Source organism: Rhizobium hidalgonense, from assembly GCF_002914525.1.
Taxonomy (GTDB): domain Bacteria; phylum Pseudomonadota; class Alphaproteobacteria; order Rhizobiales; family Rhizobiaceae; genus Rhizobium; species Rhizobium hidalgonense.
The window spans coordinates 273144-293526 of record NZ_LODW01000059.1; the positions used below are offsets into that span (position 1 = coordinate 273144).

A 20383-nucleotide genomic window follows, 5' to 3' on the forward strand; every position below is an offset into this window, starting at 1 on the left:
TTGATGTCGGCGCCACGGCTGTAGACCGTTGCGCTCCACGCGGCGGCGCGAGCCCCGCTTTCATCCGTCAACGAGCTGGCCGATGCCCATCAAACGCAAGCCCAATCTTTCCTCCACCATCGCGCTGCTGCCGACATGGTTCGTCGCGGTCGTCGTCTTTATCGGCACCATGGCCTGGTCGATCCGCCTCTCCTTCACCAATTCGACGCTGTTTCCATCCTCGACCTATGTCGGTTTTGCGCAATATTCGAAGCTGTTCTCATCTGCCAAGTGGCTGGCATCGCTGCAGAACGTGTTGATCTTCGGCCTTCTCTATGTCGCAGGCTGCCTGCTGCTCGGCTTCCTGCTGGCGGCGGCGCTCGACCGGAAGATCCGTTTCGAAAGCGCCTTTCGGACGATATTCCTCTATCCCTACGCCATGTCCTTCGTGGTGACCGGGTTGATCTGGCAATGGATGCTCAATCCGACGCTCGGCATCCAGGCGAGTATGCGTTCGCTCGGCTGGGAAAGCTTCGTCCTCGACTGGGTGGTCAATCGCGACATGGCGATCTATGCGCTGGTGCTTGCCGGCGTCTGGCAGGGCGCCGGACTGGTCATGGTCATTGCGCTTGCCGGCATGCGCGGCATCGAGGCCGAGCAATGGAAGGCGGCGCGCATCGACGGCATTCCCGTCTGGCGGATCTATGTCTCGATCATCCTGCCGCAGCTCGGGCCGGCGCTCGCGGCTGCCGGCATGCTGCTCGCCATGGGCGTGATCAAGACCTATGACATCGTCGTCGCCATGACCAATGGCGGCCCCGGCAATGCGACCGAGGTGCCGGCGAAATTCATCATGGACAATCTGTTCGGCCGCCAGAACCTCGGCCTTGCCACTGCAGGCGCGACGGTACTCGTCCTCGGTGTGATCATCGCGGTCGCCCCGTTCCGCTACGCGATGCACATGCGCAACCGGGCGAAGGGAGGCGCGTGATGGTCCATCCTTATCCGAACGGCCCGAAGCCGGCACGCATCACGGCCGGACGCGCCGGCCTCTATGCCTTCCTTGTCGTCGCTGCGCTTTTCTTCCTTTTGCCGCTCTATACGATGGTGGTGACTTCGCTGAAATCCATGGACGAAATCCGGCTCGGGCAGATCTTCGCCCTACCGGCCAAGCTCGATTTTTCCGCCTGGGTTACCGCCTGGTCGGGCGCCTGCATGGGAACGGTCTGTGTCGGCATTCGCAGCGGCTTCTGGAATTCGGTGGCGATCACCCTTCCCGCGGTCGCACTCTCGGTCTTCATCGGCGCCGTCAACGGCTATGCGCTGTCGCTCTGGCGGCCGCGCGGCGCAAACCTGCTCTTCGGCCTGCTGATGGCCGGCGGCCTGATCCCCTACCAGATATTCCTCTATCCGATGGTCCGGGCGATGGCGAATATCGATCTCTACAATTCGCTCGCCGGCATCATCCTCGTGCATGTCATCTTCGGCCTGCCGTTGGTGACGCTGCTCTTCCGCAACTATTTCGTCACCGTGCCGGAAGAGCTTTGCAAGGCGGCGCGCGTCGACGGCGCCGGTTTCTGGCGCATCTTCTTCGAGATCATGCTGCCGATCGCCGTGCCGATGGTTGTCGTGGTCTCCATGCTGCAATTCACCGGCATCTGGAACGACTTCCTGCTCGGCCTCGTCTTTGCCGGCCGCGACAACCTGCCGATGACCGTGCAGCTCAACAATATCGTCAACACCACGATGGGCGAGCGAACCTATAACGTGAACATGGCGGCAACGATCCTAACCGCCCTCGTTCCCCTTGCCATCTATTTCCTGTCCGGCCGCTGGTTCGTCCGCGGTATCGCAGCCGGCGCAGTCAAGGGGTAACGCTTCCATGCAATCTGCCGTCTCCGTCAAGGACCTGAAGATCGTCTACGGCCACCACGCGGTGATCGAGAAAATGTCGATCGACATCGCGCCCCACGAGTTCCTGGTGCTGCTCGGCCCTTCCGGCTGCGGCAAGTCCACGCTTCTGAATGCCATTGCCGGCCTTCAGGACATTACCGCAGGCGAGGTGTGGATCTCAGGCAGGAACGTCAGCTGGGAGGAGCCGAAGGACCGCGGCATCGGCATGGTCTTCCAGTCCTACGCCCTCTATCCCCGCATGTCGGTCCGCAAGAACCTCTCCTTCGGTCTTCGCGTCGCCGGTCTGCCGAAGGCCGAAATCGAGGCCCGTGTTGCCCGCACCGCGGCGCTCCTCCAGCTCGACAGGCTGCTCGACCGGCGCCCCGCCGAACTATCGGGCGGCCAGCGCCAGCGCGTCGCCATTGGCCGGGCGCTGGTGCGCGAAGTCGATGTCTTTCTCTTCGACGAACCCCTGTCGAACCTCGATGCCAAGCTGCGCAATGAATTGCGGGTCGAGATTAAGAAGCTGCACCAGCGCCTCGGAAATACGATGATCTATGTCACCCACGACCAGGTCGAGGCCCTGACGCTGGCCGATCGGATTGCCATCATGCGCGACGGCGTGATCCAGCAGCTCGCCTCGCCGGCGGAGATCTATCGCCGCCCGGCCAATCTCTTCGTTGCCGGGTTCATCGGCGCTCCGGCAATGAATTTCATCGAGGGTCAGATCGAGCGCGGCCGCGGATCGGCGGTTTTCCGAAGCCGTGAGCTTATCGTCGATCTCCGCGGCTATTCCTTCAGCCAGGCAGCGGCAGAAGGACCTGCCACACTCGGCTTTCGCCCTGAGCATCTTGTGCTCGACGGTGCATCGAGCGGCCTGCCGACCATTCCAGGCCGCGTTTCCGTCGTCGAGCCGATGGGTTCGGACGCCGTCGTCTGGTTCGATTGGGCCGATCAAAGCCTCTCGCTCCGGCTGATGGGCGACGTCGCTCTTGAGCCCGGCGATCCTCTCGCGCCCGGGCTCGATATCGCCAAAGCGTCGCTCTTCGGCGCCGATGGATCGCGGCTCTGATGCGCGGTCCCTTTGTTTCCCGCAGTTCCGAATGCGTTTTGCACTGCTTTGAGGAATTGCCCCAGGACAGGATTTGAAAAGACATGTCTGAGATTGTCTATGATGCGCTGGTGATCGGCTCCGGCGCGGCGGGTTCCTTCGCGGTTAGGGAATTGACGGAACAGGGGCTGTCGGTGCTGCTGCTGGAGGCCGGCCCTGCCGTCGGGCCGAAGGATTTCGACCCCGCGCGCAAGAAGGCGCCGGCAAGCAGCATCAATATCTGGGAGCGCGCGCGGGCCACCCTCAAGGGTCAACCGATCCAGGCGCGCGCAGCGTTTTTTACCGAGCGCTTCAGCCATTTTTTCGTCAACGACCGCAAGAACCCCTATACGACGCCGAAGGGCGAACCGTTCCTGTGGATCCGCGGCCGCCAGGGCGGCGGGCGCCTGCACAGTTTCGGCCGCGTGCTGCTGCGTTGGACCGACGACGATTTCAAGATCCGGTCGCGCACGGGAAAGGGCGTCGACTGGCCGGTCTCATATGACGAACTGACGCCGTTCTACGACGAGGTCGAGACTTATCTTGAGCTCTACGGCAACAAGGACGATGTGACCACCCTGCCGGACGGGGTCTATGCGAAGCCGGCAAACCTGACGCCGGCCGAACAGATCTTCAAGCAGGCTGTGGAAAGCCGCTGGCCGGAAAGACACGTCGTCTCCTGGCGCTATATCGCGCCGGACGCTGACCGCATGCCGCGACCGTTGCGCGATGCCAAGGCGACCGGCCGGCTGACGATCCGCTACGACGCCGTCGTCCGCCGCATCACCACGGACGAGAAAACCGGCCGCGCCACCGGCGCGGAATTCATCGATCGCAACACCGGCGAGCTATCGACCGCGCGTGCCGCCACGGTGGTTCTCTCCGCGTCGCCGATTGAGAGCGTGCGGCTGCTCCTGAATTCGGCTTCGGCAAGACATCCAGGCGGGCTCGGCAACAGCTCGGGCGCCCTCGGACGTTATTTCATGGACCAGCTTCCCTGTCTTGCCTTCGGATCCTTTTCGAAGGCGAAGGGCTGGGCGCACGACGAATCTGCCCCGACCGATCCGTTCTACAATCCGTCAGGCGGCATCTTCATCCCGCGCTTCGGCGAGGGTGACACGGCCCGCGGCGATTTCGACTACCAGGGCAGCGTCGGCCGGGCTCCGGTATCCGGGGAGACCGATGCGCGTCTCGCCTTCTTCGGCTTCGGCCGCATGCTGCCCTATGCCGACAACCGCATCACCCTCGACGGCAAGCGTCGGGATGCCTGGAATATTCCCGTGCCACACATTCGCTGTGTCATGCAGGCGGAGGAGCAGGCGCTGCTTGCCCGGCAGGAGGAGACGCTGATCGCCATGATCAGGGACGTCGGCGGCGAGCTCGAATTCATCGGCTCGCCCACCGGCCTTAAGGAGATGGGCGAGGGCGCCTTCCCCGAGGTCGATGCCTTCAGCCGCTTCATGTTCCGCACATGGTTCCGTAAGACCATGTGCATGGGTGCGGCGATCCATGAAACCGGCGGTGCGCGCATCGGCGAGACCCCGGAGGCGTCGGTGCTCAACCCCTATAACCAGGTCTGGGACGCCCCGAACCTCATCGTTACCGACGCCAGCGCCTTCCCCGGCAGCGGCATCGCCGGCACGACGCTTACCGTCATGGCCCTGACGATCCGCGCCTGCCGGAACCTTGTCGACCAATACCGGACGGGGCAGCTATAGGCGTGGGAACGAGAGACGCGACTAATCCGTTTCAGCTTCGATCAGTGGTCGTCATATAACCTTCGCACTGACATGCTCCTGTCAACGAAAGCAGGAAGGAAAAGCCTATGTCGCAAACACATCAGGACCAACTCAGCCGGATCAAGGCCGAGATCGCCGACAGCTTCGATGAGGAGCTGGAAATGCAGATGGAGGAGGACCGGCTGGACGATCTGGTCGCCGAAGGAATGTCGGAACCGGCCGAGCAGACCCTCGAGCGAAAGATCTATTTCCGGGAACTCTTCCGGCTGCAGCACGAGTTGGTGCGGCTGCAAGATTGGGTTCAGCATAAGAAGCTGAAGGTGGTGGTGCTGTTCGAGGGCCGGGATTCGGCTGGCAAGGGCGGCGCGATCAAGCGCGTGACCCAGCGGCTCAATCCGCGGGTCTGCCGGACGGTGGCCCTGCCTGCGCCTACCGAGCGGGAACGCCATCAATGGTATTTCCAGCGTTATGTCCCGCATCTTCCCACAGCCGGCGAAATGGTGCTCTTCGACCGAAGCTGGTACAACCGCGCCGGCGTCGAGCGCGTGATGGGCTTCTGCTCCCCGGAAGAGCTCGACGAATTCTTCCGCTCGGTGCCTGAATTCGAACGCATGTTGGTCCGTTCCGGAATCGTGTTGATCAAATACTGGTTTTCGATCACCGATGAGGAGCAGGAATTCCGCTTCAAGATGCGCATCCACGATCCGCTGAAGCAATGGAAGCTTTCGCCAATGGATATGGAAAGCCGTGTCCATTGGGAGGAATATACCAAGGCCAAGGAAGAAATGCTGGCGCGCACGCACACCAAGGAAGCGCCTTGGTGGGTGGTACAGGCAGTGGACAAGAAACGGGCGCGGCTGAACTGCATCGCCCATCTTCTTGAGCAGATTCCCTATGAGGATGTGCCGAAGCCGGAAATCCAACTGCCGGATCGCATCCGTCATGCCGATTACAACAGGGCGCCGGTCCCCGCTGAAATGCTCGTGCCGGAGCGCTACTGAAAGCGCGGTCGTGGCCGATCCCCTCTGGACCGTTTCCCAGCCGACACTAGGTTAGCTTGGAGAAATGAGACTTCGGACGTGGCGTTTGCGCTGAAAGACTGAGGTGACAGGAGGCTGGTTATGACGCGCTTTGCGAAACTGATCGTTCAGGAGGTTGCTCTGTCGGCGGTTCTGGCGGTCGGCACCGTCATCGGCATTCCAAAGCTGGCCGATCCGAATGCGATTGCCAATTATCCATTGGCAATCGTGGTTTTTCTGGCGATGTCATCGGCCCTCGTAGCCTATGAGCTTCTCACAAGGAAGCCATCCTGATTTATCGTCCGGCTTGAAAAGCGTTAGAATTTTTCAACGGCCGGAAGGCACGTATCCAAGGTTATGATCGGTTTCGTCCAGCCGCGCCGGAGAAGATAGCGCACGCTCACATGGCTGTCAGGCGGCGATGTCAGCCATGCTGTTCAATTTTTCGACAGCATCATCCGGCAGCACCAGCTCGGCAGCTGCGAGGTTTTCCCTGAGATGACTGAGCGACGAGGTGCCGGGGATCAGCAGGATGTTCGGCGCGCGACGCAGCAGCCAGGCGAGTGCAACCTGCATGGGCGTGGCATCAAGGCGTGCGGCGAGATCGGACAGGGTGGAGGATTGCAGCGGGGTGAAGCCGCCGAGCGGGAAGAATGGCACATAAGCGGTGCCCTCCCGGATAAGATCGTCAATCAGGCGATCGTCAGCCCGATGCACAAGATTGTATTGATTCTGCACGCAGACGATTTCGGTGATCCCGCGACCTTCGACGATCTGCTTCGATGTGGCGTTGCTTAAGCCAACATGGCGTACCAGGCCTTGCCGCTGCAAATCGGCAAGCACCGTCAGCGGCGCTTCGATCGACCCTTCGGCAGGGCCATGCAGGTCGAACGCAATCCTGAAGTTGACAACGTCAAGCACGTCGAGGCCGAGATTGCGGAGGTTGTCGTGTACCGCCGCCGTCAACTCTTCACGCGAGAAGGCCGGAATCCAGGATCCGTCCGTGCCGCGGCGCGCGCCGATCTTGGTGACGATGACAAGGTCGTCGCGATAGGGATGGAGCGCTTCACGAATGATCTGGTTGGTGACGTGCGGACCATAAAAATCGCTTGTGTCGATGTGGTTGACGCCTGAAGCAACTGCCTCGCGCAGCACGGCCAAAGCCGCACCGTGATCCCTGGGCGGGCCGAACACGCCGGGGCCGGCAAGCTGCATGGCGCCGTAGCCGAGCCGCTTCACGCTGAAGTCGCCGAGTTTGAAGGTTCCGGACTGATCGATTATGGACATGATGTTACTCCTTTCAAGAGGTGACGCCAAGATAGGCGCTGTTGACGCGCGCGATAATCCGGTACAATCCGCACGGGCTGTGCGGAAAGGCGAACAATGAAGACAGACCTCGGTGATCTCACCGCCTTCGTCGCTGTGGCGCGGGCCGGCGGTTTTCGCGAGGGCGCGCGTGTCAGCGGCAGTAGCGCCTCCTTTCTCAGCGAGGCGGTGCGTCGCCTGGAGGCCGAGCTCGGTGTCCGGCTCTTCAACCGCACAACACGCAGCGTCGTCCCGACCGAAGCGGGCAAGGGCTTGCTGGAGAGGCTCGGCCCTGCTCTGACCGAGGTGGAGTTGGCACTGGACGTGGTCAACGGATTCCGCGACCGGCCGGCCGGCTCGCTGCGGCTCAACGTGCCGGTCAGCGCGGCGCGGCTGGTGCTGCCCGCCATCGTTCCGCCGTTCCTCGCCGCCTATCCCGACATTCGCCTGGAAGTGATTGCTGAGGAGAGTTTCGTCGACGTGCTCGCCGCCGGCTGCGATGCCGGCATCCGTTATGACGAGCGGCTGGAGCAGGATATGATCGCGGTGCCGATCGGGCCGCGTGTGCAGCGCTTTGCCACGGCCGCCTCCCCTGACTATCTCCACCGCCATGGCCGGCCGCAGCATCCAAGCGAACTGCTCGGTCATGCCTGTCTGCTGGGTCGTTTTGCCAGCGGCGCGCTGACGAGCCCATGGGAGTTCGAACGTGAGGGCGAAGTGGTTCGGGTGGAACCTTCAGGGCCATTGATCGTGAGGGTCGGCGGGGCGACCGACCTGACCGTCGACGCAGCGATTGCGGGCACTGGGATCATCTGCGTTTTCGAGGATTGGCTGCGCCCGCATCTCGACAGCGGCGCTCTCGAGCCCATCCTCGAACCCTGGTGGCAGCACTTTTCCGGTCCGTTCCTCTATTACCCCGGACGGCGACTGGTGCCGGCCCCGCTCAGAGCATTTATCGATTTCATCAAGGCCTCGGCCAGGCAGGCTTGAACGGCGCTTCATGCGTCAAAGCTTAACCTCGGCATTGTCGCCCATATCGGGCTTGCTTCGAAACCGCTGCGGCCGCCATTTTGATATAGCTGATGATCGTGCCCGGGCTGTCCCAGTATTCGGCCGAAGTCGGTCCTTGAGGATGCGGATGGAGGGATCATCGGCATTGTCCCAGCATGCCTTGGCTGGCGTGGCCCACAATTCTTTGATCTTCTCGCGATCGTTCTGCACCTCGGCCACGCCCGACACGGAAACATATTTTTGTCCCTTGGTGTCGGCAAAGGCGAGGCACACCTTTGGCGATCGGGCGATCTCGTCGTCCTTGTGGCTGGCCACATCCGTCAGAAAATAGACCGCATTCTCGAGCTGTGCGGAATAGGCAGACATCGGGCGGGCACGCAGATCGTCACCGCTGCGGCTCGTCAGCATGCAAAATCCTATTTTGTCGATCAACTCCCATACCCGTGTCGCATCGTCCTGCTCGGCCATCATTATCTCCATCTTTGCAGAAGACGGGATAACCATCTGCCGAAGCAGAGGTTCCGGCGTGTTGGCTGCTACTGAGCCAATTCCCGGAAGGTGATCGAATAACGCAGCCGATCGACGGGCGGGATGGAATGTTCCCAGAGTACTCGCGACGCGCCGGCCATGAGATAGGCCGAGCCGGGTTCGACGATGAGAGACCGCCGCTGCCATTTGCCGCCGTCCCGCAGCCTCAGCCTGAAGGTACAGGACGAGAGCAGGGAAATACCGACGACCCGGCCGAATACGAACTTGTCTTTGTGCCAGCCGATCGGAGCACCCGGGCCATATTCGGTTACCAGAACCTGCTCGAGCGCAGCCGGTTCGATACCGGCGAAACTTGCGGCTATCTCGCGAAGGGGCAGCAGCAAATGTGGTATCGGCTCGGATTTCCTCACGCACCGGCTGTCGAAGTCGTATTTCCAGCCGAAAGAGACGGTCCTTCGCTTGCCTTCAAAACCGTGAAAATCAAAGGCTTTGAAGGGAAGCGTAGGAATTGCCTCTAGAACAGAATGCTGAAGCTCCAAGGGAACGATATCGGGAGAATATCGAAAGCCCTCAGGAAGTGACTCGTCGGGCGCACCAAAGAGATCCTTCTGTGCCGTTACCTTCACGCGATTGTGCCTCAATGCACGCTTGGGGTTTCCATGACCATTGCGAAGTCTTCGGCCACCAGCTCGCTGACGGCGATGAGAATTTCCTCGCGGGAAAAGCCGGAGGACAATGCGCGTTGGATCAGATCCTGCAGATCCGGTTCCACGACATCGCGGCAATCCTCGAGGCGCTCTTCTGAAACGGTGAGGCTATTGAGTTCGTCCATGTTCTGTCCTTTCCGGGGAATATAAACACTAGAAGCCTGGGAAGGCCGGATCGAGATGGGCCTTAACGGGCGGCCGTCCGCTGTGGCCCGGCGATCAGGCCTTCGCGCTGCATTTTCTTGCGGGCAGCCTTGCGATGCCGGCTGATCGCCTGCGCCTTTTGCCTGACGCGCCGTTCGGAGGGCTTCTCATAGGCGCGCCGTTCCTTCATTTCGCGGAACAACCCTTCACGCTGCATTTTCTTTTTCAGAACCCTCAGCGCTTGGTCGACATTATTATCTCGGACGAGTACCTGCATTTCGAATTCTCCTTGTTTGGTTGATGAGCCGATCGCCGTTCAGCCAAGCTGCTCGGCGATCAGGGCCTGCAATTCGCGGCGGGTGAGAAGGCAGGGAGACGGCTTCCAGGCTCTGGCAGCACAGCGGGCGGCCTCGTCACGCTCACGCGGGTTGACCGCCGCGACCGCGGTGGCTTTATGTGTGTCGTTCAAAAGTAATCCTTTACCGGCAAGCGCCGGCGTCATCGATTGTTTGTGGGATTGCCTGTCGCAGCCTCGAGGGCGCGCAGCGGTTCAGCCGACTAAGAGGGCTCTGCTCGGATCGGTTATAGCCCTAAAATAGTCGTCTCGGGACGAGATTGCAACGACAGGCCGAATGGCACGGTACCAGCGTCCCGAATCACCTATAGATATATAAGTCCTAGATCTTCAAGTTAGCCGGGTATAGTTTTCGCCCAATGTTCTTCAATTTCGCTTAAATATGACATTATTCCGTCGGCAATGAAGCAACGGGTAAATCGGCGAGGACATTAACCTTTCATTAAATAACCCATTGACTTGCAGTATTAATAGGTTGTTAAAGGAGCCGCTCGCTGAGGTCGAAATTGACCCGCCAATAAACAATTTTAGGAGATAGCGATGGCTTCGCCGATACACGCAACTGATGATAGTGCAACTTTTCTAGAAACTGACGTTATTTCCGGAAATCTGCTTTCCAACGATTCATCTGACAATGGCCACTTGTTCCTGCGCGCCTTTGACGGTGCGACCGTCGGCGCCAAGAGCGGCAACAGCCAGGTGACCGAGATCAAGGGCGACTACGGCACGTTCTTCGTCAAGCCGGACGGCAGCTACACCTATGTCCTGAGCGACGCTGCCAAGATCGGTTTCGCCAACGGCGAATCGTACCAGGAGAGGGTTTCCTACAAGATCTCCGACGGTAGCGGTCACACCGACGTCGGCGTCTTCTCCCTGAACATTCAGGGCGTAACCCAGGTCAAGCCGGTCGCGGTCGACGATACCTTCCACTTCACCGAAGGCAGCGCCATCGGCGGCAACGTTCTGGACAACGACATTGCCGGCGACAACGGCAAGATGTTCCTCCGTCAGTTCCTGAGCACCCAGGTAAACGGCAGCACCGACGCCGTGACCGACGTCGCCGGCACCTACGGCACGTTCCATGTCAAGTCGGACGGCTCGTTCACCTATGATCTGAACACCAATCTGAACGACGGTCAGACCTACACGGAAGTTCTGCGCTACTACAAGATTTCCGATGGCGAAGGCCACACGGACACCGCCAAGGTGACGCTCAACATCACCGGCACCGATTTTGATGCGACCCATATTGCTTGATCAACCGCAATAGATAAGCGAGACACGCCCGCCGCGCAATCGGCGGGCGCTTTCGTATATTCGCCTACGGTGTGGCTGAAATATTCGGTCGAATGCCCTTATAATTCTTTTTAGCTAGTTCTTATAAATGCCGGGGAGGCGTAGTCTCGAAGTTCGGAGGACACGCCCTTGACCGAACACATCGAACCAAAGCAAATCGAAACGGATGATCTGACGAAAGTCTGGTCCGTCACCGAGTATTGTGCTCGCCATCGGATAGATGCCGAGGAACAGGCGCTGTTGCTTAAACTTTTCGGGCCTTTCGCGACAGCCTGCGAACTACTCCACAACGCCAAGCGCGCACCACGATTCAGATGAGCCTTTCTCTATTCCCTGATTGATCTTCTCGAAAATATAGCTGGCTGGTCGATGAGCGAGGCTGCGCCAGATTTCGCTTGATTGGGTGACCCCTGCCACCCTCCTGCTGAATACGGCCGGCGCGGGAGCCGAGTTCGAAATCACCATACCCGTGTAATTCTCTTATGACTGGCCGATTCCCGGGGAGGCGACGAACCGCCCTTCCCCGACCCATCGCTTGCGTCTTACCGCGTTGTATAACCGCCATCGATGACAAGTACTTCGCCGGTGACATAACTTGCCGCCGCCGAGCAGAGAAACAAGGCGGCACCCGCCACCTCCTCCGGCTGCCCGACGCGGCCCATCGGGGTCATGCTGCGCCAGGTCGGGAACCAGTCGGGATTGTCGATGCCGCCGCGTGACAGGTCGGTCTCGATGTAGCCCGGCGCAATGGCATTGACGCGGATGTTTTCGGCGGCGACTTCGCTCGCCAGGCTCTTGGTCATCATATGAACCGCCGCCTTGGAAGAGTTGTAGGCGACCTGGTTCTGCGGAATGTTGGAGACGATACCCGATATCGAGCCGATATTGAGGATGACGCCGCCCCCCTGGCGTCGCATGGGGGCAAGTGCCGCGCGGCAGGCGCGGAAGACGGCGTCGACGTTGACGGTCATGATCTTGCGCCAGATCGCGTCGGAAAACGCGCCGCTGTCGCCATGAATAGCGACGCCGGCATTGTTGACGAGGATGTCGAGCCGGCCCGCCCGTGAGAGCGCCTCTGTGACGAGCGCGTCGGCGGCATGATCTTTGGTCAGGTCGGCGGCGATGAAATCGCAATCGACGCCGGCCTTGGCGAGCCGGTCTTCCGCAGCCGCATTGCGCGACCTTCCCGCAATGAGCACCTTAGCGCCCGCCTCGCCGAGCGCCTCGGCGATCGCAAGCCCGATGCCACGCGTGCCGCCGGTTACCAGCGCCACCTGCCCGTCCAGGCGAAATCTGTCGAAGATCATGGCGGTTTCCTTTCTGGTTTGGGAAGGCGGCAAGCGCTGATCAGATGTCGGTACTTTGCGGCAGGATGACGAGGTCGCGGATCGTGACGTTGCGCGGGCGCGTCAGCATGAACAGCACCGCCTCGGCCACTTCCTTCGGCTCCATCAGGCCGCCGGCGGCAAGCGCCTCATCCAGCTTCTCCTGCGGCCAATCGCTCAAAAGAGCAGTGACCACGGGGCCCGGCGCGACCGCCCCGACCCGCAGGCCATGCTTTGCCACCTGGCGCCTCAGCGTATGGACGAAGGCCTGCACCGCATGTTTGGAGGCTGTGTAGATCGGCTCCCATACCACGGGAACCAGACCGGCGACGGAACTCGTCAGGATAATATCGCCGGTCTTGCGTTCGACCATATGCGGCAGGACGGCATGCACCGAACGGAAGGCGGCGTTGACGTTCAGATTGAGCATCCGGTCCCAGGCATCGGGGTCGCCGCCCAGCACCTCGCCGCCGATATAGGAACCGGCATTGGCGTGGAAAATATCCAGCTGGCCTGCCTTCTCCAGGATCGCAGGCATCATGCAAGCCATGCTCTTCGGATCCATGAGATCGATGACCAGCGGAATGGCGTCTGCACCGAGCGTCGAGCAGATTTCCTTTAGCGCTTGCTCGTTGCGATCGACCAGCACGACCCGGGCGCCGGCGGCAAGCATGGTCTTGGCGCATTCCAGACCGATACCCGATGCCGCCCCGGTGACGGCCGCGACTTTTCCAGACAGATCCTGTCCCATTTTCTTCCTCTGCTTTCCTGTTGATTAGGCCCGGCCGTGCGAAATACGCGATCGGCGGGCCAGCGAGTCGACAATGACGGCGACGGCAAGGACGGCGCCGGTGATCATGTACCGAAGCGACGACGACAGATCGAGAAGCGTCAGCCCGCTGGCGATCGACTGGATGACGATGATGCCGAGAAGGGCCGAATAGGCACTGCCGCGCCCGCCGAACAGGCTGGTGCCGCCGATAACCGCCGCTGCGATGGCGTTGAGATTGACGTCACCGGTGCCGGCCTGCTGGCTTGCGGTCGCCAGCCGCGCCGCCGAAAGCACGCCCCCGGTCGCCGCAAGCAGGGCGCAGGTGACGAAGGCGCTCGCATAGATGCGCGACACATCGATGCCCGAGCGGCGGGCGGCTTCCCTGTTGCCGCCGACGGCATGCATGGAGCGCCCCCATTTCGTGCGCGTCAGCGCATAGTTCATGGCGGCGACGAGCCCGACGAAGAGGCCGAACATCCAGGGGATGCCGCGCGACTGGTTGAGATAGAAAGCAACCGCTTCCAGGGCGACCGTGATGACGACAGCACGCAGAAGCAATCCTCCGACCGATTTCGAAGATAGGCCGGCAGCCCGCCGCCGTGACGCCGTGCGGTAGCTGGAGTAAAGGAAGGCAGTGCCGGCAAGGGCGATGAGCGCATAGGCGATCGGATCCGGCATGACCATGATCTGCCCGAAATTCACCAGCCAGGAACCGTAGGTCAGATTGATCGATCCGGTCGATCCGAGGATATAGAGCTGCAGGCCAAGTACGGCGAGCAGTCCCGACAGGGTGGACACGAAGCTCGGCATGCCGAAGCGGTTGAAGAGGAAGGCGTAGAGCGAGCCGATCAAGGCGCCGACGGCCATGGCGGCGAGAATGGCCAGCACCACCGGCCAGCCCTGATTGATCCAGAAGACGCCGGTGAGCGCCGAGGCGAAGCCGCTGACCGAACCGACGGACAGATCGATCTCACCGACCATCAGGATGCAGACGATGCCGAGCGAGATGACGCCGACCGTCGAGCAGTCGAACAGCATGTTGACGAGATTGGCGCTGGAGAGAAACACCGGATTGAGCGCCTGGAACACCGTCCAGATGATCGCCAGGCCGACGATAACAGGCAGCGAGCCGAGGTCGCCTGAGCGGATGCGGTCCCAGAAGGCGCGGACCGATCCGGCAAGGCTGTCGTCGTGGCGCACCCTTTCGTCGCGCCGGTCGAGGAGAACAGGTGCGGCCGGTTCATTCTGCATGGTCTTCGTCATGGTCTTCCCTCCTCGCTCTCTCTGCTTTGCGCCTTGCGGCGCGTGGCGCGGCGGGAGACGGAATTGTTGGATGCGCCCGTGATCGCGCTGACGAGCTCTTCGTTGGAGGCATCGGGCATGAAGGTGCCGTTGTTGCGCCCCAGCCGAAGCACGACAATGCGGTCGGCGACGGCACGCACATCCTCCATATTGTGGCTGATCATGATGACGGCGAGACCGCGTTCACGCACGCGCTCGATCAGATCCAGCACCTCGGCGGTCTGGGCGACACCAAGCGCTGCCGTTGGTTCATCGAGCATGATCAGTTTCGGCTCGAGCAGCAGCGACCGGGCGATCGCCACGGTCTGGCGCTGGCCGCCGGAGAGCGAGGCGACGGGCTCGCGCACGCTTGGGATTCGGGCCGAAAGCTCGTTCAGCAGCTTCCAGGCGCGGATCTCCATGGCGACCTCGTCGAGCTGGAAAGGATTGAGCTCCTTGCCGAGGAAGATATTGGCGACGACGTCGAGGTTTTCGCAAAGGGCCAGATCCTGGAAGACGGTGGCAATGCCGAGGTCGAGGGCGGCACCTGGGCTCGACAGATTTGCCTGTTTTCCCTCGAACAGGATCGTGCCCGAGCTCGGCTGATGCACACCGGCCAGGATCTTGACCAGCGTCGATTTGCCGGCGCCATTGTCGCCGACGAGCGCCACGACCTCGCCGGCATGCACGTCGAGCTCGATATCGGTGAGCGCCGACACGGCCCCGAAGTTCTTCGATATTCCGCGCAGGCTGAGGACAGGCTGACGAGAGCCGTCAAGGATATGAGAGGTTTCAGACATCGCCTGGTCTTTCGGAAAGAAGTAGAAACCGGAAGCGCGACCGGCGATCCGGCCGCGCTTCCCTTGGCTCGATTATTTGGTGATGCCGAGCTTCTTGCAGCCTTCGGCATAACGGCCGGTGCACAGTTCTTCGGCGGTGTTGATCTTCTTGTCGATGATCTCGGCCTTGAGGTTTTCGGCAGTGACGACGGCAGGCACGAAGAGCTGCGCCGGTGTGTCGTAGAGCGTCATTTCGGCCTTGATCGTTTCGCCTGCCAAGAGCTTGACGGCGACGTCGGCCGCGGCCGCGGCGACGATTTCGCTCGGTTTCGAGATCGTGTTGTACTGATCCCCCGATATGACCAGTTGCAGCGCGGCGATCGTCGCATCATTGCCGGTCACCGGTGGCACGGGATCGACACCGGCCGCCTTGAAGGCGGCGATGGCGCCGCCACCGGTGCCGTCATTTGCGGCGACGACGCCGACGATCTGTTTGCCGAAGCGGGTGATCTGGCCTGCGGCCCATTGCTGGGCATTCGCCGGCTGCCAATTCGGCGTGTCGAATTCGGCCAGCGTTTTATAGCCACCGCTGGCGAGCCCCTCATGAATGCCGTCCTTGATCAACCCGGCGGCCGCATCGGTCGGCGAACCGTTGATCTGCAGAATCCCGCCGCCATCGGTCGGCACGTTCTTCGCTTTCAGATGCTGGACGAGCGATTCCGCAATCGCCTTGCCGATCGCCTTGTTGTCGAAGGAGACATAGAAATCGGCCTTGCCTTTCGGGATCGGACGATCATAGGCGATGACTTTGACACCCTGGCTCTGGGCGAGCTGGACCAGAGAGGCGGCGGCTGCCGAATCCACCGGGTCGAGCACGATGACCTTGGCACCCTGGGTGATGGCCGAATTGAACTGCTGCTGCTGTTTGGCGATATCGGCATCGGCATTCTGGTAGATGACCTTGCACGAGGCGCAAAGCTTCTTCATTTCCGCAACGAAGCCCGGGTGATCGTGCTCTTCGTAACGGGTCGAGCCTTGGTCCGGCATGAGGAAAGCGACCGTTGCATCGGCAACGGCGGTTTGTGCAAAGGCGGACGTGCCGCCGAGCATGGACAGTGCAAATGCTGCGGCGCCTGCCGTTTTCATCGAGAATTTCATCATTTCCATCTCCTCCCATTGGAAAAATTGTGTAGCGTCATCATTGCAGTATTCTGCTGTGGCCGTTCGGCTGATCGAACCGCCACGCCTGTCCTGGCGACTTGCTGTTTTGCGGACAAGCGTCTCCCGTCACGAACCGCTCGTTGCGCGCTCGCGTCCAAATCAGTGTCGGTTTGGTTCCTCCTCCTCGTCCTCCCTATCGCCGTCTTCGGCGACCTGCTTCGTATTCTCGTCCGGCTGGGTCAGGCCGCCTTCGCCACGTTGATATTGTCACCCAGCAGCCGCCGAAAGCGGGACGGCGTCATGCCTTTTTCCGCCAGAAACTGCCGGTTGAAGTTGGACAGATTGTTGAAGCCGACTTCGAAGCAGATATCGGTGATCGATGCGTGGTCGTCGCTCATTAGGATCTGACAGGCGAGATTGATGCGCAGGCGTTTCACATATTGCACGAGCGACATGCCGGTGTGGCGGCGGAAGGCGCGCGAAAAGGCGCCTGTGGACTGTTCTGCAATCCTGGCGAGATCGGCTTCATCGAAGGATTTCGTCAGGTTCTCTCTTATATAGGCGAGCGCCTTGTTGATGCCGGCCGACATGTAACCGGACGGATCGGGCAGATAATTCGGGCTGGCGAGGAGCTGGGCATCCTGCGCCCGGCTGAGCAGGCCGACGATCATCATGAAGAGTTCGATGCGGCGTACGCCCTGCGCCCGCTGCACCTCGTTCATCAGCGGCGCCACCTGCCGGCTGGTTTCGGCGCCGAAGAGCACGCCGCGTCGGGAGGCTTCGAGCACCGGCTCGAAGGGGCCGAGTTCTGCCAGCACCTTCATCGTGTCACTGATGAAATTTTCGCTGAACTGGATGAGCTGGCATCGAAGTGGAATGCTCGATCCCTTCGGCACATCGCTGATCCAGTTGTGGGGAAGATTGGGGCCGGCAAGCACAAGATTGCCCGGCTCGAACTCGCCGATGAAGTCACCGACAAAATAGCGTCCGGTCGTCGCCACGACGAGATGCAGCTCGTATTCCGGGTGAAAATGCCAGCGAACCGTATGATAGGGATAGCCATGCGCCTTCGTTGCGAAAGATTCGCCCGGCCTGATCTGAACGACTTCCAAGTCAGGTTCCATGTTTCCTCCTCCGAGGGCGGGTTCTAAGCCCACTGCCAAATTCCCGGTTTGGCTTAATTGTCAGGGAGTGTAGTGGGCTTGTTTCGCGCCCGCCACCACGATTCCCAGTCAAAACTGATACTTTTTTGACGATTGTCGCCGTGCATCCGGCGTGTAGACGGCAACAACACGCATCCGATATCTCGTACGGACGTATCTCAGGCGGCCAGGGCGGCAATGACGTTCCTGACCAGCGCAGCCGAGGACAGCCGGCTCGTGGCGCAGCTCGGGGCGCCGATGGCGCCGACACGCACCGAAACGCCGCCGCGTGCATTGGCGATTGCAAACATCGACTCGTCTGTCAGATCGTCGCCGATGGTGATCGGGCTGCGGTTTTTGAAAGGGTCGGCTTGGAAAAACCGCTCCAGCGCATCGCCCTTGCTCGACCGTGCCGGGCGCAGCTCAAAGACTCTCTTTCCGAGCTGCAATGCCCAATTCGGCCCGGCGAGCTCGGCATAATGATGCATGCGCTCTTCGAGTACCTTTTCATAGTCGGGCGCGAGCCGATAATGCGCGGCAACGGCCGCGCCCTTGTCCTCGATCAGGACGCCGGGATAGTGCTCGGCTTCTGCCGTCAGCGCATGCTTGAGCGCCTGAAACTCCGGTGTTGGCTCGACTGTGTGCATTCCGGCAGCACTCCTTATTTCCGCACCGTGAAGGCCCGCTGTCGGAAAGGAAAAGGGTTTGAACAATGCGTCCGCATAGGCAAGCGACCGTCCTGTAACCAGCGCCAAGGCGCCGCCGAGCTTGTTCGACAGGCGGTGAAGTTGTCCGGGAAGCGCCTCAGGGACCTCGATCGCATCCGGCGTGGGCGCGAGATTGAGCAGGGTCCCATCGATGTCGAGAAACATCGCCCAGCGCTCCGGTTCTTCCAAGACCAGTGAAAGCATTTCCTGGGTAGCAGTATCGTCCTGCACGGCATTCTCCAAACTCTGCAATCTTTGAAGCTAGGTCACCGGCCGACGAGGGCAAGTGACCTTTCGGACGCTGGAACATCCGGCGCTAGTCTGCGTTGTATCTCGCCGCCCGTTCGAGCCCTCGCGCCGTAGAAGGTACCTTGATGGCCAAAAGCAGTTCCGAGCCCCGTGATGAGGTCAATGCCCCGTTGGCGCATGGCGCGTCAAACCTGCCATTGGTGACGGTCGACGATTACAACAACGAACTGCGTGACAAGGATGGTTTCGTTGGCGACAACGCCAACAAGAAGACTTTTCAAATGAAGCTCGACGATTGGAGGAAACGTGTCCGCAAGGTCGGAGATGACCCGATCGGCAAGACCGCGACGGCGAAGCTCTCCAAGAAAAAGATCGATGCCTTTCTGAAGGGCGACGATATGGAGGCAGCGGCGTTGGTCATGGGGGCGGTGGAGGACTTCGCGCAAGACTTTGCCGATGTGATTGGAAAATTCCTGAAGGACAAGCGCTGGCTGAAGACGGAGCGTATCGTCGTCGGCGGGGGCTTCCGGCATAGCCGCTTTGGCGAGCTGACGATCGCCAGGACCATGATTATTCTCAAAGCGGCCGGCATCGATGTCGAGATCGTGCCGATCGTTCACCACCCTGATGAGGCCGGACTGATCGGCTCGGTCCACCTGATGCCACGCTGGATGTTCAAAGGCCACGAGGCGATCCTGGCCGTCGATATCGGCGGCACTAACGTTCGCGCCGGCGTCGTTAAATTCGGAAAGGACGACGCGCCGAACTTTGCGGATGCGAGTGTCTGGGAATCAACTATCTGGCGTCATGCCGACGACGAGCCAAGTCGTACCGCAACCATCGAGAGGTTGGCCGCGATGTTGCAGCACCTGATCGACAAGGCTGAAAAGGCCAATCTGAAACCTGCTCCCATCATCGGTATCGCCTGCCCCGGCATCATCAAGGCCGATGGCTCGATCGAACGAGGCGGCCAAAATCTGCCCGGCGGAAACTGGGAAAGCGACAGCTTCAACCTTCCCGCCGCGCTGATGAAGGCCATTCCTGAGATCGGCGAGGACAGCACATTCGTGATGATGCACAATGACGCCGTCGTGCAGGGTTTGTCGCAGATCCCTTTTATGACCGACGTGTCGCGATGGGCCGTGCTGACGATCGGCACGGGTTTGGGCAATGCGCATTTTACCAATCGCGAGACAACGAAGGCACGATAGGCTCAACTCTACCTCACGCGACGCCCACGAATGACGGACGCGGCTCGGCCAGCATCGCGGAGTACTTATGGTATAGGTAAATAGAAGGAATTTAGGCGGAAACGAACTCACCCATTCGTTCCACCAGGAAGGTTGCGTTATTAATATGGAGCCCAGGTCAAACTGGCTGGCTGCAACTCCACCACACTCCGTCATGCCAACGCGACCGAGCATAGCCACCGAATTCGCCTGGATGCGCTGTTGTGATCTTGCAGTTGATGTGATCATGAGGCCTCGGATGTCGCCTCGCCATCAGCTGCCGGCATGGGAGAGATGAAACATGCTCCCTCCCCTTTCCTCCTTCGCGTCGGAAAGATGGTGATAAACGCCGACGGGCTGTTCTGGGCGGGTGCAAACTGCGCTTATCTCTGCAGCGTTACACAAGCCATGCGCAGACGAAAGATGGATGATGAACTTCAAGGGAATAAGCGCTCCGCTCAATGCCGGTCGCCTTGAACAAATGCTCGGACTTGCCCCCTCACGCCACGACCCAGAAACCCAGGATGCAAACGACAAGCCTTCCGGCAATGGTCCTGTCCGCGGGCCGGACGCCGAAAACCTGTATCATGCCTCCGCCTATAAATGAGAGACGGGGTGCCAGGTCTCCGCGCCCAGCTGCGGAATCCGTCTTCGGTGCGCCGGCGCCAATGCTGGGTCGCATCGAGGATGTCAGGATATGTTGAAGGCCGG

General features: G+C 60.7%; 22 protein-coding genes and 1 pseudogene. 10 read left to right on the top strand and 13 right to left on the bottom strand.

Annotation, left to right across the window (positions count from 1 at the left end; genetic code table 11):
- The first annotated feature begins 82 nt into the window (after window positions 1-82).
- The 6 genes from ATY29_RS18730 (at window position 83) to ATY29_RS18755 (ending at window position 6014) form a co-directional block, all read left to right on the top strand.
- Window positions 83-970 carry a carbohydrate ABC transporter permease gene (locus tag ATY29_RS18730; protein WP_097533007.1) on the top strand — a complete coding sequence of 296 codons (888 nt, stop codon included), beginning with the start codon at window positions 83-85 and terminating at the stop codon, window positions 968-970.
- Window positions 970-1854, top strand: a complete 885-nt coding sequence (locus ATY29_RS18735; protein ID WP_003572170.1) for a carbohydrate ABC transporter permease — start codon at window positions 970-972, stop codon at window positions 1852-1854. The genes ATY29_RS18730 and ATY29_RS18735 overlap by 1 nt, the downstream gene beginning before the upstream one ends.
- A 7-nt stretch (window positions 1855-1861) precedes the next feature.
- Window positions 1862-2944, top strand: coding sequence for an ABC transporter ATP-binding protein (locus ATY29_RS18740; RefSeq protein WP_097533008.1), 1083 nt, complete (start codon window positions 1862-1864; stop codon window positions 2942-2944).
- An 83-nt stretch (window positions 2945-3027) separates the two neighbouring features.
- A complete protein-coding gene (locus ATY29_RS18745) occupies window positions 3028-4680 on the top strand; it encodes a GMC oxidoreductase (RefSeq protein WP_097533009.1) in 1653 nt (550 codons plus the stop codon).
- 107 nt (window positions 4681-4787) lie between these two features.
- Entirely contained in the window at window positions 4788-5702 is a 915-nt protein-coding gene (gene ppk2 / locus ATY29_RS18750; protein ID WP_097533010.1) for a polyphosphate kinase 2, read from the top strand.
- Window positions 5703-5822: 120 nt separating this feature from the next.
- Window positions 5823-6014, top strand: a complete 192-nt coding sequence (locus ATY29_RS18755) for a hypothetical protein (RefSeq protein ID WP_097533011.1) — start codon at window positions 5823-5825, stop codon at window positions 6012-6014.
- A gap of 117 nt (window positions 6015-6131) precedes the next feature.
- Here ATY29_RS18755 and ATY29_RS18760 read toward each other — a convergent pair whose 3' ends face one another.
- Window positions 6132-7007, bottom strand: coding sequence for an aldo/keto reductase family oxidoreductase (locus ATY29_RS18760; RefSeq protein WP_097533012.1), 876 nt, complete (start codon window positions 7005-7007; stop codon window positions 6132-6134).
- A gap of 96 nt (window positions 7008-7103) precedes the next feature.
- Here ATY29_RS18760 and ATY29_RS18765 point away from each other — a divergent pair, with 96 nt between their 5' ends.
- On the top strand, window positions 7104-8015 hold the full coding sequence (locus ATY29_RS18765; protein ID WP_003572156.1) for a LysR family transcriptional regulator: 912 nt from the start codon (window positions 7104-7106) through the stop codon (window positions 8013-8015).
- A gap of 15 nt (window positions 8016-8030) precedes the next feature.
- Here ATY29_RS18765 and ATY29_RS18770 read toward each other — a convergent pair.
- From ATY29_RS18770 to ATY29_RS36935, 5 genes and pseudogenes are all read right to left on the bottom strand, one after another.
- A pseudogene (locus ATY29_RS18770) lies at window positions 8031-8504 on the bottom strand (pyridoxamine 5'-phosphate oxidase family protein).
- 68 nt (window positions 8505-8572) lie between these two features.
- On the bottom strand, window positions 8573-9151 hold the full coding sequence (locus ATY29_RS18775; protein WP_097533079.1) for an alpha-ketoglutarate-dependent dioxygenase AlkB: 579 nt from the start codon (window positions 9149-9151) through the stop codon (window positions 8573-8575).
- Window positions 9152-9162: 11 nt separating this feature from the next.
- Entirely contained in the window at window positions 9163-9357 is a 195-nt protein-coding gene (locus ATY29_RS18780; RefSeq protein WP_003572153.1) for a hypothetical protein, read from the bottom strand.
- Between the two features lie 62 nt (window positions 9358-9419).
- Window positions 9420-9653: a 30S ribosomal protein S21 gene (gene rpsU / locus ATY29_RS18785; RefSeq protein ID WP_097533013.1), complete on the bottom strand. Its 234-nt coding sequence runs from the start codon at window positions 9651-9653 to the stop codon at window positions 9420-9422.
- A gap of 39 nt (window positions 9654-9692) precedes the next feature.
- Window positions 9693-9845 carry a hypothetical protein gene (locus ATY29_RS36935; protein WP_165779353.1) on the bottom strand — a complete coding sequence of 51 codons (153 nt, stop codon included), beginning with the start codon at window positions 9843-9845 and terminating at the stop codon, window positions 9693-9695.
- Window positions 9846-10271: 426 nt separating this feature from the next.
- On the opposite strand from ATY29_RS36935, the gene rapA2 reads away from it, so the two are divergent.
- Together rapA2 and ATY29_RS18800 are read left to right on the top strand one after the other, a co-directional pair.
- Window positions 10272-10988 (top strand): calcium-binding lectin RapA2, encoded by a 717-nt coding sequence (gene rapA2, locus ATY29_RS18795; protein WP_097533015.1) that lies wholly within the window; start codon window positions 10272-10274, stop codon window positions 10986-10988.
- Window positions 10989-11156: 168 nt separating this feature from the next.
- Entirely contained in the window at window positions 11157-11345 is a 189-nt protein-coding gene (locus ATY29_RS18800; protein WP_003572146.1) for a hypothetical protein, read from the top strand.
- Between the two features lie 224 nt (window positions 11346-11569).
- Here the strand turns inward: ATY29_RS18800 and ATY29_RS18805 are convergent, their stop codons facing one another.
- From ATY29_RS18805 to otsB, 7 genes are all read right to left on the bottom strand, one after another.
- Window positions 11570-12334 carry an SDR family NAD(P)-dependent oxidoreductase gene (locus tag ATY29_RS18805; protein ID WP_097533016.1) on the bottom strand — a complete coding sequence of 255 codons (765 nt, stop codon included), beginning with the start codon at window positions 12332-12334 and terminating at the stop codon, window positions 11570-11572.
- Between the two features lie 40 nt (window positions 12335-12374).
- Window positions 12375-13103 carry an SDR family oxidoreductase gene (locus ATY29_RS18810; RefSeq protein WP_097533017.1) on the bottom strand — a complete coding sequence of 243 codons (729 nt, stop codon included), beginning with the start codon at window positions 13101-13103 and terminating at the stop codon, window positions 12375-12377.
- Between the two features lie 24 nt (window positions 13104-13127).
- Window positions 13128-14387 carry a sugar ABC transporter permease gene (locus ATY29_RS18815; RefSeq protein WP_097533018.1) on the bottom strand — a complete coding sequence of 420 codons (1260 nt, stop codon included), beginning with the start codon at window positions 14385-14387 and terminating at the stop codon, window positions 13128-13130.
- Entirely contained in the window at window positions 14384-15205 is an 822-nt protein-coding gene (locus tag ATY29_RS18820) for an ATP-binding cassette domain-containing protein (RefSeq protein WP_097533019.1), read from the bottom strand. Before ATY29_RS18820 ends, ATY29_RS18815 begins: the two co-directional genes overlap by 4 nt.
- 72 nt (window positions 15206-15277) lie before the next feature.
- Entirely contained in the window at window positions 15278-16351 is a 1074-nt protein-coding gene (locus tag ATY29_RS18825; RefSeq protein WP_025417943.1) for an ABC transporter substrate-binding protein, read from the bottom strand.
- A 233-nt stretch (window positions 16352-16584) separates the two neighbouring features.
- Window positions 16585-17469, bottom strand: coding sequence for a helix-turn-helix domain-containing protein (locus ATY29_RS18830; RefSeq protein ID WP_003572137.1), 885 nt, complete (start codon window positions 17467-17469; stop codon window positions 16585-16587).
- Between the two features lie 197 nt (window positions 17470-17666).
- The gene (otsB, locus tag ATY29_RS18835; protein ID WP_025417944.1) at window positions 17667-18446 is read right to left on the bottom strand and encodes a trehalose-phosphatase; all 780 of its coding nucleotides are present in this window, start codon (window positions 18444-18446) and stop codon (window positions 17667-17669) included.
- Between the two features lie 122 nt (window positions 18447-18568).
- Between otsB and ATY29_RS18840 the strand changes: the two genes are divergently transcribed.
- Window positions 18569-19654, top strand: coding sequence for an ROK family protein (locus ATY29_RS18840; RefSeq protein WP_097533020.1), 1086 nt, complete (start codon window positions 18569-18571; stop codon window positions 19652-19654).
- Window positions 19655-20383 lie beyond the last annotated feature (729 nt).

Excerpts from the sequence above, each read along its gene's own strand:
- ATY29_RS18805 (WP_097533016.1), bottom strand. The coding sequence starts at position 12,334 with ATGATCTTCGACAGATTTCGCCTGGACGGGCAGGTGGCGCTGGTAACC.
- ATY29_RS18740 (WP_097533008.1), top strand. The coding sequence starts at position 1,862 with ATGCAATCTGCCGTCTCCGTCAAGGACCTGAAGATCGTCTACGGCCAC.
- ppk2 (WP_097533010.1), top strand. The coding sequence starts at position 4,788 with ATGTCGCAAACACATCAGGACCAACTCAGCCGGATCAAGGCCGAGATC.
- ATY29_RS18765 (WP_003572156.1), top strand. The coding sequence starts at position 7,104 with ATGAAGACAGACCTCGGTGATCTCACCGCCTTCGTCGCTGTGGCGCGG.
- ATY29_RS18735 (WP_003572170.1), top strand. The coding sequence starts at position 970 with ATGGTCCATCCTTATCCGAACGGCCCGAAGCCGGCACGCATCACGGCC.
- rapA2 (WP_097533015.1), top strand. The coding sequence starts at position 10,272 with ATGGCTTCGCCGATACACGCAACTGATGATAGTGCAACTTTTCTAGAA.
- ATY29_RS18820 (WP_097533019.1), bottom strand. The coding sequence starts at position 15,205 with ATGTCTGAAACCTCTCATATCCTTGACGGCTCTCGTCAGCCTGTCCTC.
- ATY29_RS18840 (WP_097533020.1), top strand. The coding sequence starts at position 18,569 with ATGGCCAAAAGCAGTTCCGAGCCCCGTGATGAGGTCAATGCCCCGTTG.
- ATY29_RS18830 (WP_003572137.1), bottom strand. The coding sequence starts at position 17,469 with ATGGAACCTGACTTGGAAGTCGTTCAGATCAGGCCGGGCGAATCTTTC.
- rpsU (WP_097533013.1), bottom strand. The coding sequence starts at position 9,653 with ATGCAGGTACTCGTCCGAGATAATAATGTCGACCAAGCGCTGAGGGTT.
- ATY29_RS18745 (WP_097533009.1), top strand. The coding sequence starts at position 3,028 with ATGTCTGAGATTGTCTATGATGCGCTGGTGATCGGCTCCGGCGCGGCG.
- ATY29_RS18780 (WP_003572153.1), bottom strand. The coding sequence starts at position 9,357 with ATGGACGAACTCAATAGCCTCACCGTTTCAGAAGAGCGCCTCGAGGAT.
- ATY29_RS18730 (WP_097533007.1), top strand. The coding sequence starts at position 83 with ATGCCCATCAAACGCAAGCCCAATCTTTCCTCCACCATCGCGCTGCTG.
- ATY29_RS18760 (WP_097533012.1), bottom strand. The coding sequence starts at position 7,007 with ATGTCCATAATCGATCAGTCCGGAACCTTCAAACTCGGCGACTTCAGC.
- ATY29_RS18810 (WP_097533017.1), bottom strand. The coding sequence starts at position 13,103 with ATGGGACAGGATCTGTCTGGAAAAGTCGCGGCCGTCACCGGGGCGGCA.
- ATY29_RS18815 (WP_097533018.1), bottom strand. The coding sequence starts at position 14,387 with ATGACGAAGACCATGCAGAATGAACCGGCCGCACCTGTTCTCCTCGAC.
- ATY29_RS18825 (WP_025417943.1), bottom strand. The coding sequence starts at position 16,351 with ATGGAAATGATGAAATTCTCGATGAAAACGGCAGGCGCCGCAGCATTT.
- ATY29_RS18755 (WP_097533011.1), top strand. The coding sequence starts at position 5,823 with ATGACGCGCTTTGCGAAACTGATCGTTCAGGAGGTTGCTCTGTCGGCG.